Raw genomic sequence first — 13,923 nt, 5'->3', positions numbered from 1 at the left:
CTCAAAACACATGGTGTTGTAGAATGCCTCTTGAAGGCCCAGAGCATTTATCCATGGCGTATGGGTTAAACCATTACAAACTGGACAAGCACTTGAAGGATACCCTCAAGTATTTCCTGGGCAGGGTCCCGGACCTAGACGATCTGGGAAGCTACGCTGGGACAACCGTGTACGAAGTCCTTTACCGGGTTGACAGGATGAGTCAACCATTACACGTAATGTGGAATCTAAGGGGAGAGAGGGTAGATGTTTCATGGCTCGACCCGTCCGAGAGAATTCTGATAAAGGACCTTATGCTGAAGTATGGGGTGAACCGCTACCCCTTCACCGGTGGAAGCTGGCATGAGCATTATGCAGGCATAAATTTAATCGGAGACCCTGGATTATCCTGTATATTTACTATAACGATCCAGAACAGCCTACGCCCTCAAAAAATACGGGCCAGAGGAGCTCCGCGCCTACTATGAGAGATTGGCTGGGCTCGCGGAGCCCCTCATGCTGGGTGCAACTTGGTTCACGGAGATCCAGGGTGGCAGTGACCTAGGAGCGAACACAACTACTGCTGTGAGGGGTGAGGGTGGAAAGTGGCTCCTCAACGGGTACAAGTACTTTGCCAGCGGGGCTGGACTTGCAGATATAGCCTTGGCCACCGCCAGGCCCAAGGGTGCTAGGAGCGGAGCCAAGGGCTTAGCCCTCTTCGCCGTACCACGGCTCCGCGGGGATGGGAGCCTAAACTTCTACCTCCGCAGGCTTAAGGAGAAGAGCGGCACAGTCGCGGTGCCGACTGGTGAGGTCGAGTTCATAGATACTGAGGCCTATCTATTAGGCGAGGCGGAGAAGGGGATCTACTACACCCTAGAGGACCTTATGGTTTCAAGGCTAGCCAATGCCGCAGGAGCTGTTGGCGTATCCCGGAAGGCCTACTTGGAGGCCTACATGTATACTCTACACAGGAGGGCCTTCGGGAAACGGGTTATAGACCATCCCCTCGCGAGGAGGGACCTGCTGGAGATGGAGATCCTCAACCTTGAATCCCTAGCCATAACCCATAAGGCCATAGACTTGTTCGAGAAGGCGTCGGGAGACCGGCCTCCATACACAAGGCAGTATCATTATGCAAGGCTCATGACTCACATCGCCAAGAACCTGACGGCGGAGAACGCTGCAAGAGTGACTATGCTCGCTATGGAGCTCTTCGGAGGCGTAGGCTTTCTATCAGAATACATGGTTGAGAGGTGGCATAGGGAGGCATTGATTACCCCCATATGGGAGGGGACGAGCAATATACAGGCGCTGGACATGCTCGAGGCTATTGTTGGGAAGAATGCCCACGAGCCCCTACTAGAGGATATGGGCCAGCTTGCTCGGGAAGCCTATGACCATGAGGTGGCGGGCAGCGCCTATGAGTTCATGAAGAGGAGGCTCTCAGGCCTAGCCGGGATGAGCCCCGCTGAGGCAGAGTTCAACGCGAAATACCTCCTAGAAGATCTTGGACACGCGGCGAGCGTCATACTATTAGAGAACATGGCCTCTACCCTAGATGAGGAAGTATATCACAGGGCCGCGGAGCTGGTATACAGATACGTGCTGGCGAGGAAGCCTCTAGAGAACCCGGGCACGCGTGTCCTAGAGGAGATAATCAGCCTGCAAGGGAGCCTCCCACTCTAGCTCGCGCTAATAAGTGTGGGACCTCATGAAATCCTGGATCTACTGTTAGCCCACATTTTTAATATTCCCACCCAATAATGGCTCTACGGTGTCCTACCTGTGACGGAGGAGGCTTTCAACGCGTATGCAAGCAGGCCCTGGCTTAAAAACTACGATGAAGTAGTACCCCCGGATGTAGAGGTGCCGGAGAAGCCCCTCTACTGGATCCTAGAGGAGGCTGCGAGGCAGTTCCCGGGCAGGGTGGCCCTATACTTCTACGGTTATAAGATGACATACCGGGAGTTGCTAGAGCAGGCTGAGAAGTTCGCCGGCTACCTCCGAAGCAAGGGGATCGGGCCCGGGGACGTGGTGAGCCTCTTCCTTCCCAACAGCCCCCAGTTCGCGATAGCATACTACGGCACATTGATGGCGGGGGCAACCGTTTCCCCCATGAACGTCCTATACGGTCCCACCTTAATCCGCCACCAGCTGGAGGATAACGGGGCGAAGATCCTGGTAGCTATAGATATGTTTAAGGAGAAGATAGAGGCGGGCGTCCCCGACAGTGTGGAGGAGATCATCTGGACAGGGATACAAGACTATCTCCCCTGGCTGAAGGGCGTATTGTATAAGCTGAAGACGAAGCCCCCTAAGATCAGGGAGGATTCGAGGAACAAGCTCTTCAAGAAGATACTCTACGGGAGCGAGAGGATAAGGGAGAAGCCGCATATCAACCCTAGGGAGGATATCGCCGCCCTAATGTATACTGGGGGAACCACTGGCGTCCCCAAGGGGGCAGAGCTAACCCACTACAATCTCCTCGCGAACACGATCCAGATCGACGCCTGGTACAAGATGGGTAAGAAGGCTGTAGACGTCTTCGTGGGAGCGCTGCCGTGGTTCCACATATACGGTCAGACAGCGGTGCTGAATAATGGAGTATACAAGGCGGCCTCGATAATAGTCTTCGCCAGGTGGGACGTGGAGGCTGTGATGAAGGCTATCGAGAAGTATAAGGCCAACGTGTTCCACGGAGTCCCCCTAATGTACATCGCTATAATAAATCATCCCAAGGTAAGCAAGTTCAACCTCAAGAGCCTCGAAGTATGCATAAGCGGAGCAGCCCCTCTCCCCGTCGCGGTTCGGGAGAAGTTCGAGCAGCTCACAGGGGCGAAGCTTAGAGAAGGCTACGGATTAACAGAGACGAGCCCAGTGACCCATGTAAACCCCATCCTCGGAGAGGCGAGGAGTGGGAGCATAGGCCTCCCAGTACCCAGCACGCTGGCCGCAGTAGCTAAGGTGGACGAGCCAGAGCTCCTACCGCCGGGAGAGGTTGGGGAGCTCGTTATAAGCGGCCCCCAAGTTATGAAGCAGTACCACAACATGCCGGAGGAGAACGAGGCGGTCTTCTTCGAGTGCTGCGAGAGGAGGTGGCTTAGAACAGGGGATATAGCGAAGATGGATGACGACGGCTACTTCTACATTGTTGATAGGAAGAAGGACCTGATAAAATACAAGGGATACAGCCTCTACCCGAGGGAAATAGAGGAGGTCCTCTACAAGCACGAGTGCGTCAAGGAGGCTGCCGTGATGGGGTCCCCCACCCCGAGTACTTCGAGGTACCCAAAGCCTTCATCGTGCTGAAGGAGGAGTGTAAGGGTAAGATAACCCCCGAGGAGATCAAGGAGTGGGCTAAGAAGCAGCTGGGAGAGATCAAGTACCCCAGGATCATAGAGTTCAGGGACGACCTACCCAAGACAGCGGTCGGGAAGATACTGAGAAGGGTGCTGAGAGAGGAGGAGCTGAGGAAGGCGAGGGAGGAGCAGAAGTAGCCCCCAGCCTATCTCAGCCCCACCACCTCCAACCCTCTACTAACAAGCCTTCTAGCAGTGGGAGAGAATACGACTAGAATCACCGAGTATACCAGGAGGGCTATAGCGGAGTGTATCGTGAGGGGGACTAGTTCCCTCCAAAACTCCGGGTATAGATGCCTGTTAACGCCAGAAACGTGAAGGTAGAGGAGGGACCCCGCGAAGGCCCCTGCAACTGCGAGAGCCTCTCTATTTTCCAGGGTGAAGTATAGCCTCCTCCTAAGCCAAACCGCGAATAGGAACAACTGTAGCAATGAGAAAGCTATGAGTACGAGTAGGAAGACGTTGAGGGACGATACAGGATCCCCCCGCAGCATGTATACCAGAGGCGCAGCGAATACGTATGGGGCCACCGCAAGGAGCGCGGAGTACTCTAGTGTGCGTGATAATAGCGTATTCCTATCAATCCTGCTCATGGTGGCCTCCGGCTGGTCCAGGGCGAGGAGGGCCTGGCGTATTATGTTAGCCACCCCACTGAACAGTGCTAGCACCGCCACGAGCTGTAGCGCGGTGGCTGAGGCAAGATACCTGGGATTATAGAGGTCTGCTATGGCGCGGGGTGCGCCTATGAATATGGAGGAGAGCATCCCCGTGAAGATAAGGTAGAGTACTAGGGACACCTCCACGTCCTCGGCCCTAGGCTTACGGAGGATCCTGGAATACATTGGCATCGATGTTAGGCTACTTGCCATCATGAGTGGGGTCTCGCTCGTCACGGCCACATTCAAGTATGCAACCGCCTCGCTGCTACCGGTGAGCCATGAAATGTAGGGCCTGTTGAAGAGCCTCATGATCCTGGAAACCATGTATAGGAGGGGGAGCCTCCAGTTACGGAGCCAGTAGGCTGCCAGACCCCAGTTGACGCCCCCCTCTCTAACCCCCGCTCTATCAAGGAGTATTATATAGCCTAGACCAGTAATGCTCGAGGCAGCGGTCATCGATAGTACCGCTCCACCAAACCCCCAACGGGCGGGGACCACAAGGATATAGCCGAGGAGGAACCGGAGGACCTCGTAAACAACCCTCATCAAGCCGACTCTTCCAGGCCTAACTACAAGGGTTATGTTAGATAGATAGTATTGTATCGGCGCCAATATCACGAACGCCCAACCCCCCGCTGTAAGGTCGAAGCTTATACCGAGGGCCCATGACTCTAGGGCTGCGAAGCCCAGGTAGAGTGGGGGGAGAATAATCAGGGAGTATGCCAGTGTTAAGGCTAGCCCCGCTCCAACCCCCTCATAGTCGCCCCTGGAAGCCCACCTCTGCGCCCAGAAAACCCATATGGTCGTGATCACCTGGGCTATTGTGGCGAAGGCTAGTATGAGGCCGAAGGCAGCGAACTCTTCAACCGACAGCTTCCTGGCAACTATTATCGTAAAGCCGACGCTCACAGCGAGCCTAACGATTAGTGAGGAGTACAGGATCACGTTGCTCCTCACTAGCCGGATCTCTCCAGGCACCTCTTACACCGCTTGGGCCGCGGAGGCGGCTTAATGCTCCCCTTTAACCGCCATAACGGTGAGTGGGTCGAGATTAATACTATAATCCTTCACCGAGCATTTCACCGATGGAGTGGCTGTTTCTTATTAATTCCCTGTAATCTTCCACATAATAGTATATACACTGGTCAGCTTGATGAAATAAAAATAGATTCCCACAATAATAACACCATGCACGGATTCTAGAGGTGGTTGGATGGGAGAGCTTCCTTCTCCGCAGGAATCCCTTAAGAACTTCATGGAGTCCAGGGACTACATCCTCTCCAGACCCCTCTACGAGGAGGCCCGAGCCAATTTCCGCTGGCCCCGCCTCGGGGAGTGGAACTGGGCAGTCCAATACTTCAACGGTGTCCTAGCCGAGAAAGCCACCAATCCCGCAGTCATCTGGGTCGACGACGAGCTCCTAGACTCGAGGGATAGTAAGAAGGTATCCTATCAGAGGCTTAAGGAGGACTCCGACAGGCTCGTGAACGCACTAGAGTCCAGGGGGTATAGTAAGGGTGACTCGATCCTCGTTATGACAGGCAACGACCTCGAGCTCTTCACGATATTCCTAGGCCTCCTTAAGGGAGGAATGCCAATAGTCCCCGCAACCATACTACTATCAACCGAGGACGTGCTGGACAGGGTGAAAAGAGCTAGTGTGAAAGCGGTATTCGCCGATAAGAACGCTTTCGAGAAGATAGAGGCAATAAAAGATAAGCTGGAGGCGAGCGGGGTTAGGGACTTCGTAAGCATAGGAGAGGATAGAAGGGGCTGGACTAACTTCGAAGACCTCCTCTCCGAGGGGGGAGTGGGCTACAATAAGGTGGTAACACGCGGAGACGACATAGCCCTCATATACTTCACCAGCGGTACCACAGCGAAGCCAAAGATGGTGTTCCACACCCACGCCTCATACCCAGCAGGACACCTCACCACAATATACTGGATCGGAGACCAGCCTGGAGACAGGCACTACAACATATCCAGCCCAGGCTGGGCCAAGTGGGCCTGGTCAACATTCTTCTCAGCCTTCAACGCTGGAGCTACGAGCATGGTATACGCCTACAAGGGCTTCAACCCCCCGAAGGTGCTAGAATTCATAACAGAGTACAAGGTGAACACCCTCTGCGCCCCACCCACCGTTTGGAGAATGTTCATACTAGAAGACATGACAAAGTACGACTGGAGCAACCTCCGCGAGGCAGTAAGCGCGGGAGAACCATTGAACCCCAAGGTCATAGAGACCGTTAAGGAACAGACCGGCGTCACCGTGAGGGAGGGATACGGTCAGACAGAGACAACACTCCAGATAGGATACTTCCCGGGCATAGAGGTGAAGCCTGGCTCAATGGGTAAACCAGCACCCGGATATGAAATAGTCCTCGTAGATCCGGAAGGGAACCCTGTCCCTCTAGGTGAAGACGGGCAGATAACGATAAGGATAGAGCCCGAGAGACCCCTAGGCCTCATGAAGGGCTACGACAACCCCGAGAAGAACAAGGCGGTGTTCAGGCTGGGACTCTACTGGACAGGCGACGTAGCCACAATGGACCACGATGGATACCTATACTTCATAGGCAGGGCGGACAACGTCTTCAAGAGCAGCGATTACAGGATAAGCCCCTTCGAAGTCGAGAGCGCCCTCATAAAACACCCAGCCGTGGCAGAGGTAGCTGTAGTGCCGAGCCCACACCCCATCAAGTGGACAGTGCCGAAGGCATTCATAGTACTGAAACCAGGCTACAAGCCAAGCCCAGAACTGGCAAGGGACATATTCAAGTACGCTAGAGAAAACATGGCGCCATACAAGAGGCCGAGGATAATAGAATTCGTCGACCAGCTCCCCAAGACCATAAGCGGGAAGATTAGGAGGGTACAGCTTAGGAGGCTGGAGAAGGAGCGCAGAGACAGGGGGGAGAAAGGAGAGAACGAGTACTTCGAGGAGGAATTCTTCCCCAAGCAAAAATAACACTAAATAATAGAAGTGAACATGACATAGAATCAATGGGTAGAGGGGCACAAGTTCAAACATTATTTCTCCATTCTCTAACCCTTCCATGCCTATCTAGTCTCTAACCCAACCCCCTATGGAAAACAAGGTATAGTGGAGTACGTGGAATCTATGGCACTTGCCCATCCTAAAACTAGTAATAATAGACTTTTTATTGAGGAAATAGTATTACCCCAGGATCCAGGTTGGGCATAACTGCCTAGGCCCTCAATGATGCTCTCCAGGGGAGCCCTTATAGAGTACTTTATTATCTATAAGGAATGTAATGGGGACTTCTTCCCCGAGGAGTTCTCTTAATTCTGCTACATTCTCTTCTGACCCGGATAGTGAGAATAAGCCTGCGATACTAGCTCGCGCTTTCATCGAGATCCTTATCAGGGGTTTTATACGGGTAGGATCGAGGTCAAGGGAAACTAGTAGTATTTTGGAGTTTCTCTCAAGGCATTTCTTGGGAACACCTACTGAGGCAAGGAGCCCGTTGCAGAGCTGGAGGGGCTCGGTTATTAGGTTGGACGAGAGGGGCCTGATCGATGAAATACAAAGTCTGGCTTTTAGGGATGTCGCTATTTGGGATGCGAGGGCGGCTGAGTACTCGTCAGGCGCAGATAATATTATTTCTATTTTTAATTTTCCATACTTCTCATAAGCCTTTAAGGATGCCAGCTCCAAGATCCCAGGGTTGCCTAGATAGCCCCACAAGTCCATAGAGCGTGGTAGTTTCTCCTCAAAAACTCTTTCAAATAGACGGAGAGCTCTTATTTTCTCAAGCAGTTTGCTAGTCGTTGTCTTCTCCGGGACGCTTCTGAGCATGATGTATCTCCATAGAACCTGGCTAGGGATTTCGAGCAAACTCTCCAGTTCCTTAAATGTATAGAAGTATTTTAGGACTCTCAGCTCACGGAGCAATTTATTCCTTGGATTCCTTTCTAGTGAACGCTCTAGAGAGTCCTCCAAATCGAACCTCCAGAGACGGTCATCTCTCGACGGGAATAAAAAGAGCGGCGCTTAAACCCGTTCGAGCTCGCGCTCCATTATATACGCGATTGGCTTGAAACCGTACCTTCTATAGAACGTGATTGCCTTCTTGTTTGCAAGCTCTACTCGGAGAGCCATACTATTCACACCTCTACTCAAAGCGTATTTGGCAGCCTCATCAAGTAATCTCTTACCAAGCCCTCTCCTCCTATGCCTCGCATCCACCTCAATGTCAATTATGAAGGCCTGCCTCTTGTAGTATACAGTATCCCACTCCTCTTTCAACCAGAGGAGGCCTACTATCTTATTGTCGGAGTCTAACACCACGAAGAAAACATTGTCTCCCGGAGACTCGTATAGAGCCATGAAAATTCTTCTGTGCAGCTGCTGGAATTCCTCATAGTTGCCATGCTTCCCACTGTCTTCTAGGAGCTCCCAGCTAATCCTTCTATCGAATTCTACAATTTCCTCGAGCATTGACTCGTCTGCTCTAAGTATCTTGTATCCTGTGGTGGGGTCCCTTTCTGATCTCACCCTTCACCGCCTCCTCTCTATCGATTTCTATCCATCCCTCTGGTGATAGGTACGCGTATCCCTTGACGTACTCCTCGTATATCCTGTAAACTTTCTCTCTGAAAGCTACGGGTATGTTATCGAAATGGGAGTTTGAGTCGTCGAACTGGAGCATTTCCACGTGATCGTGCCTCTTAGCCCCCACTATAGGCTTACCCGTCCTTTGCGCTAGCAGGTATAGGGAGTGTTCCAGCTCGTCTTTGTCGAGCCTTATCTTCCCCGCCCTAATCCTATCTAGGACGGTATCGATATGCGCCCGCTTATACCCTATAAGCTCCGGGTTGACACCGTTGGCTAGCAGGAACAGTATTATCCCGTTACACTTGGAGCAGGTTCCACACGGTACTATGCGGCCATTCTCAACGTGTACTGAGTGGCAGCTGCGCTGGAGCCGGAAGAGTTCAGGGTATCGTTTGGAAAGTACCCTTTCAACTATAAGGCCTGAAAGAGGCCTTACCACGGACCACTGTTTGAAGCCGAAACCTCTCTTTGAGAACCAGTTTGTCATATACTTGTCGAACTCCTGGCTCTGATCATATACTCCATTATAATGCCTAATCCCCCTATACGTGTATGATGTTCCAGAGGGGTCGTCGTATTCGTTCCCCAGTATTATATTGGCTATTCTCCTCTTGTAGATGAGCGGAAGGAACGAGAATACGTAGTGCTCGAAGAAGAATAGCCTGATTGGATAAGTGTCTGCCCTCCTTTTAGTGTATGCATTCTCCTTTAGTATCCTCATATGGCTACCTATGAACTTGTAGAGTCGGTCAACGTTGCTCCAAACCCTCATGGTCCGTGGATCGTGCTCGCGGAAATACCTATAAGCGGTTAGTGCAGTTAGCCAGTGATGCCCCGACTCATTGAAGAAGCAGGGGTAAACCTCGCATCCAGCCTCCCGAAGAATACCATAAGATAGCAGGCTCTCCTTACCGCCAGATGACATAACGGCGCACTTGCTCTCGTCTAGACTAGCGTATAGGGGCCTGGGGTCCACTGTATCGGTGAATACGAGTTCCGCCCTGGGCTCGGCGTCTTCTGGCTCGACGCTTTCAGGGTCGGGTACGAATTCTTCCCGGACAAACCCGGTCTTCTTCATGATCTTGTTGACGAATATATCGCGTGCAGTTATCCTAATCATATCCGAGAGGAATTGCTGGTCTAGCACGGTTAGAGGCAGGTCGAACACTATCTTATCCGCGAAAAGCCCATAGTTTACAGCGGGGACCGAGGCCATGAGTGCTGCGAACTCAACCGTCTCTTCGCCTTCGAGTTTTTCCTCGTACTTGTGTATGAGCCTATAGCGGAGTGTTCCTCCATCCAGCTTCTCTATAATGTAATCGGCGGTGATCCTGTACTTCTCTACCCGGAGATTAGATACAGTTATGCTTTTGAAGCAGTTGAGGTCGACCACTTCAGGCTCCCTCCAAGTAATCCCTCACTATCCCTCTCGCAACCTTCTCTACGCCGTGAAGGACTGGGTCGCAGGCTATCACGCCGTACTCCTTCTCGTAACGTTTAACGATCTCCTCGACTTCACTGGGTGTCAGGCCTTCATGGTTTATGGTTATGGCGTAGACCTCGCGACCCGTTAGTAGTTCTATTAGGCGCAGGTATCTCTCGAGGCTCGGCATGGGGTATTGGGGGAACCCGTCGAGATGCCTCCTGCCTGGGGCATGCTGGAGTATGATCACTTCGGGTCTTACCAGGGCGAGGATTTCGAACCCGCCGGGGAACACGGGGTGTAGGAGAGAGCCCTGGCCCGGGACTATTATGGCGCGTGGATTCTCAGCTCTATACGCTCTAACGATCTCATGCTCTAACCCCCCAGTGATGAAGTCGTTTATCATTGCATCCAAGACTATCCCGTACTTCGCGCCCTGCATCCAAGCCGTCTGCCCGGTTCCGATGAATATTGTCTTATACCCTAGCCTGTTCAGTTCATCTGCGAGCATGAGGGCGGTGGTCCTCTTCCCTATAGCTGAGTCGGTTCCTAAAACAGCTATCCTGAGAGAGTCAACCTCCTCTATCTCACCCGTATAGAATATTTTCATATCCCTGTAGATCTTCCTTACATCAATGATCCTTGCTCCCCTCTCTCTTGCGAGCCTCGAGAATTCTGGGTCCTCGCTTAGAAACTCGTGCAGCCCCGATACAATATTGAGGCCCCTCTCCAGCGCCTCCCTTACCATGGGCCTATAGTGTTCGGGGAGTCTTCCACCGGCTGTGGCGACTCCTATTATGAGTGTTTTTACACTTGGATTTTCGCGAAGCGCCTCTTCCAGGCTTGCATATATCGGGATCCCACGGGGCTTCCCATCTAGTACCTCTCCTGCATCGCTGCCGGCAAGCGTGCTATCGATCACACCCATAATCCTGTATCTTGCAGAGTAGCGGACTAAGCCATGGGCTGTCTTTGCATCGGTGCTCCGGTAGAGTCCTTCCGCTAATACTAGTGCCTCCTCCATGACTATAGACACCTACCTGTAAACACTACTACGTGGGCCCCGTCTCCATCGATCCCTCTTAGAATCGTGAGCGCCTCCAGAGTGGAGGCTGATGCTGGGAGGACGCATATGCCCTCTAACTCCATTGCCAGCCTCGAGTAGCGGGCCATCCTATGATCTGGGACTTCTACCACGAATCCACTCGTCTCCCTCACAGCTTTTAGAGCAAGGTCTCCGTCGAAAGCGATCATTGCTACGAGCGGCTCGTTCAGCCGGGTCTCCCTAACATTGGAGAGCGTGGGAGTCTTATCAAGACCATTCTTATACGCGTAGGCTATGGGGTTGCCGTGGATAGTCGTGGCCGCAATTATGCGAGGCATCCTCTCTATAACCCCGGAGTACAGGAGTTCCTTGAAACCCAGGTATATCCCGGCAAGTGTTGAACCGTTTCCTGCCGGCACAATTACACTCTCAGGTGCCCCTCCAAGGGCATCCACTATCTCGTAAGAGATGCTCATGTAGCCCTCTAACCCAATCATCCAATTCTTAGAGCCTGGATTTGCATCATACCATCCCTGCTCGCTGGCAATCCTAGAACTCTCTATAACGGCGTCTTCATATGACCCATCAACTAGTACAATTTTCGCCCCCAGCGAGGCCATTTCTCCTAGGCGCTCGTTGCTGTAGTGCCTGGGGACATAGATTACAGCTTGTAGGCCAGCCATTCTGGCGTAGTAGGCCAGTGATACTCCATAGTTCCCACACGTTCCTGCAGTTATTGTGTCGTAGCCCTCGCTCTTGGCAGTAGCTACATGTAATGCGGCTGCCCTGTCCTTCTGAGTCCCCGTGGGGTTAGAGCCCTCATATTTTACATAGAGCCCTTTTACGCCAAAGTAGCTTCCTAGACTATCTGCTCTTAATAGGGGAGTCGCAAGGCTTAGGGACCCTTCAAGGATCGTAGTCCTCAGGAGGCTTTCTACCACCATTTAACGCCTCTCACCACAAGCTAGGCGGGATAAACTAAAAATATAATAAAAATAGTTTTATTGAGAAAGCAGGTCATTTACCACTCTTCCTCCTCGACTTCCTCCTCTTCTTCGTATTCCTCTTCCGGCTCCTCTACCTCTAGTTCCTCTTCGTATTCTTCCTCTTCTTCCTCCTCCCTCCTCTTCCTGGGCGGCATACCGGTTCCCTCTTTTGGGGTCGTATCTACGCATAGAATGATGGGTGCTTTATCGGTGAGTAGACTCATGTGGTTCCAAGGCTGAACTAGTAAAAGCAAGGTATACATTACCCATATAGTACTCCAAGAGGCTACCATGTACTGTAGAAGCCGAGATATGATACCAGCCAATTATAAACTAATATTTATTAATTATCACTTATAATAATATTTAATTCCTATAAAAGAATACTCAATAATGACTTCACGATATGTATGAGGAGAGGAGAGTCGGGGCAGGAGAAGACACACATGAATTCTATATTAAACAAGAAGGGTTCTCCCCGAAACAAAAATAACACCACCAGCCAATACTGGAGAACGGGCGTCCTAGCAGGGCCCGTAGCTCAGCCAGGATAGAGCGCCGGCCTGCGGAGCCGGAGGCCCCGGGTTCAAATCCCGGCGGGCCCGCCACAGCCACGCTACTACCAGATATTCATTTTCACTGCTAGGCATGGCTTGGCGGCTTGTATTAGACGTTAACAAGCCCCTGTTTAACCATGTGAGCCTGCTGGATCTGATAAGATCTAAATGGTGTGTGTTGATGTAAAGAACTATTAAGGGATTTTGTAATAGGGGTTTCTAGAATAATTTTTTCACAATATATAATATTATGGCAAGTGCTATTACCACTATTGCCGCTGTCCCCACAGCTCCTCCGATTTTAACCATCTTGTAAGCTTTTTCCGTGTTAAAACCCCCGCTGGAAGACTGGGTTTCCCCCATGCTTGCTGAGCTGCTGCCTCCTCCATTATAGGTGTTGGAGCCGCCAACCCCACCGTTGCTAGTGGCACTTGATTTTGTGGCGGACCCTTCGTCTACTGCGTGGAAGTTCTTGGGAGAGGAGAGGCTAACGTCTCCCGCATTCACTACGTAAGATAGAGACCAGTAACTGTAGTCTTCACTGTATAGTGTTCCGGCTGGTAGCGCTACCGAGAATGAGACCTCGTTTTCTCCCACGTTTACATCTTGGATGGGCTGGAAGGCTACGCCTCCCGTTGGTGTTACAATAGCTATTGATGCATTGTCCACCTGCATCTCATTATTCTCGGAGTGGAGTACCACCATAACAGTATAGTTCCACATGCTCCCCTCATTCGCTACTTGTAGGACCCACATGAACATGTACCAGACATCCTTTCCTGTGTAGAGTCCTCCATCCAGCGTTATCTTTCCACTCGCCTGCCTCGATCCCCGATCCACGCTAAAGCTGGCGGAGCGTATGTCGAAGGAGGAGACAGGCGCATCTACCACGCCATTGCTGAGCATGACCACGTCCCCAGCATCATCAGTACCGGAGAATGTCTCGACCTGTGAACCGTGGATAATCGATGGCGTAGTGCTCAATGCCAGAAGGAGTAGGAGGACGAAGACTGCCTTCTCCAGCGACTAAATCGCTGGCACCCCTGGTGTTGGATGCTTCCTTAAATCTCTATATGAAAAACCATACTTTGAATGAAGGGCTGCTCTCGGGCTTCAATCCTCCTACTGCTGGCCATCAGGATCTCGTTGCAGAAGCACTTGTTGATCCTACCGGAGGCCCTGAGTACTCTCATGTGGAGCATGCTCCCGGTAGTCTGCTCTGTTATGGTTGCTAGTATGAATATTGGGGTCCCTATTAGGGGTGTGTTGCTGATGCTTCTGAGTAGTAGGATGGAATGTTATAGCTAACCCCATCACTAGTATTAGTTCG

Annotated in this window: 13 protein-coding genes and 1 tRNA gene; 6 read left to right on the top strand and 8 right to left on the bottom strand. The window is 51.8% G+C overall.

Annotated features, from left to right (window positions below; genetic code table 11):
- The first annotated feature begins 23 nt into the window (after nt 1–23).
- The 4 genes from ACZ47H_RS04700 (at nt 24) to ACZ47H_RS04685 (ending at nt 3,479) form a co-directional block, all read left to right on the top strand.
- Complete coding sequence (locus ACZ47H_RS04700) at nt 24–467, top strand: hypothetical protein (RefSeq protein ID WP_464932542.1); 444 nt, start codon at nt 24–26, stop codon at nt 465–467.
- Between the two features lie 4 nt (nt 468–471).
- A complete protein-coding gene (locus ACZ47H_RS04695; RefSeq protein ID WP_464932541.1) occupies nt 472–1,668 on the top strand; it encodes an acyl-CoA dehydrogenase family protein in 1,197 nt (398 codons plus the stop codon).
- Between the two features lie 99 nt (nt 1,669–1,767).
- Nucleotides 1,768–3,291, top strand: a complete 1,524-nt coding sequence (locus ACZ47H_RS04690; protein WP_464932540.1) for a long-chain-fatty-acid--CoA ligase — start codon at nt 1,768–1,770, stop codon at nt 3,289–3,291.
- Nucleotides 3,285–3,479 (top strand): AMP-binding enzyme, encoded by a 195-nt coding sequence (locus tag ACZ47H_RS04685; protein WP_464932539.1) that lies wholly within the window; start codon nt 3,285–3,287, stop codon nt 3,477–3,479. Before ACZ47H_RS04690 ends, ACZ47H_RS04685 begins: the two co-directional genes overlap by 7 nt.
- A gap of 8 nt (nt 3,480–3,487) precedes the next feature.
- On the opposite strand, the gene ACZ47H_RS04680 is transcribed toward ACZ47H_RS04685, so the two are convergent.
- Nucleotides 3,488–4,978 (bottom strand): MATE family efflux transporter, encoded by a 1,491-nt coding sequence (locus ACZ47H_RS04680; protein WP_464932538.1) that lies wholly within the window; start codon nt 4,976–4,978, stop codon nt 3,488–3,490.
- Between the two features lie 235 nt (nt 4,979–5,213).
- Here ACZ47H_RS04680 and ACZ47H_RS04675 point away from each other — a divergent pair, with 235 nt between their 5' ends.
- Complete coding sequence (locus ACZ47H_RS04675; RefSeq protein WP_464932537.1) at nt 5,214–6,971, top strand: acyl-CoA synthetase; 1,758 nt, start codon at nt 5,214–5,216, stop codon at nt 6,969–6,971.
- A 249-nt stretch (nt 6,972–7,220) separates the two neighbouring features.
- Here ACZ47H_RS04675 and ACZ47H_RS04670 read toward each other — a convergent pair whose 3' ends face one another.
- Genes ACZ47H_RS04670 through ACZ47H_RS04650 form a run of 5 tightly spaced genes read right to left on the bottom strand, consistent with a single transcriptional unit; the run spans nt 7,221 to nt 11,994 of the window.
- Entirely contained in the window at nt 7,221–7,967 is a 747-nt protein-coding gene (locus tag ACZ47H_RS04670) for a hypothetical protein (RefSeq protein ID WP_464932536.1), read from the bottom strand.
- A gap of 51 nt (nt 7,968–8,018) precedes the next feature.
- Nucleotides 8,019–8,522, bottom strand: a complete 504-nt coding sequence (locus ACZ47H_RS04665) for a GNAT family N-acetyltransferase (RefSeq protein ID WP_464932535.1) — start codon at nt 8,520–8,522, stop codon at nt 8,019–8,021.
- Nucleotides 8,479–9,975 (bottom strand): hypothetical protein, encoded by a 1,497-nt coding sequence (locus ACZ47H_RS04660; RefSeq protein WP_464932534.1) that lies wholly within the window; start codon nt 9,973–9,975, stop codon nt 8,479–8,481. The genes ACZ47H_RS04665 and ACZ47H_RS04660 overlap by 44 nt, the downstream gene beginning before the upstream one ends.
- A 1-nt stretch (nt 9,976) precedes the next feature.
- Nucleotides 9,977–11,029: a DUF1611 domain-containing protein gene (locus tag ACZ47H_RS04655; protein WP_464932533.1), complete on the bottom strand. Its 1,053-nt coding sequence runs from the start codon at nt 11,027–11,029 to the stop codon at nt 9,977–9,979.
- Nucleotides 11,030–11,031: 2 nt separating this feature from the next.
- A complete protein-coding gene (locus tag ACZ47H_RS04650; protein WP_464932532.1) occupies nt 11,032–11,994 on the bottom strand; it encodes a pyridoxal-phosphate dependent enzyme in 963 nt (320 codons plus the stop codon).
- 572 nt (nt 11,995–12,566) lie between these two features.
- On the opposite strand from ACZ47H_RS04650, the gene ACZ47H_RS04645 reads away from it, so the two are divergent.
- A tRNA-Arg gene (locus ACZ47H_RS04645) sits at nt 12,567–12,644 on the top strand.
- Between the two features lie 168 nt (nt 12,645–12,812).
- Here the strand turns inward: ACZ47H_RS04645 and ACZ47H_RS04640 are convergent.
- Nucleotides 12,813–13,577: a hypothetical protein gene (locus ACZ47H_RS04640; RefSeq protein ID WP_464932531.1), complete on the bottom strand. Its 765-nt coding sequence runs from the start codon at nt 13,575–13,577 to the stop codon at nt 12,813–12,815.
- Between the two features lie 77 nt (nt 13,578–13,654).
- Complete coding sequence (locus ACZ47H_RS04635) at nt 13,655–13,786, bottom strand: hypothetical protein (protein WP_464932530.1); 132 nt, start codon at nt 13,784–13,786, stop codon at nt 13,655–13,657.
- Nucleotides 13,787–13,923 lie beyond the last annotated feature (137 nt).

Source organism: Thermodiscus maritimus (assembly GCF_055382595.1).
The sequence above is the reverse complement of the archived record's forward strand: the minus strand, read 5'-3'. Positions and strand labels throughout refer to the sequence as shown.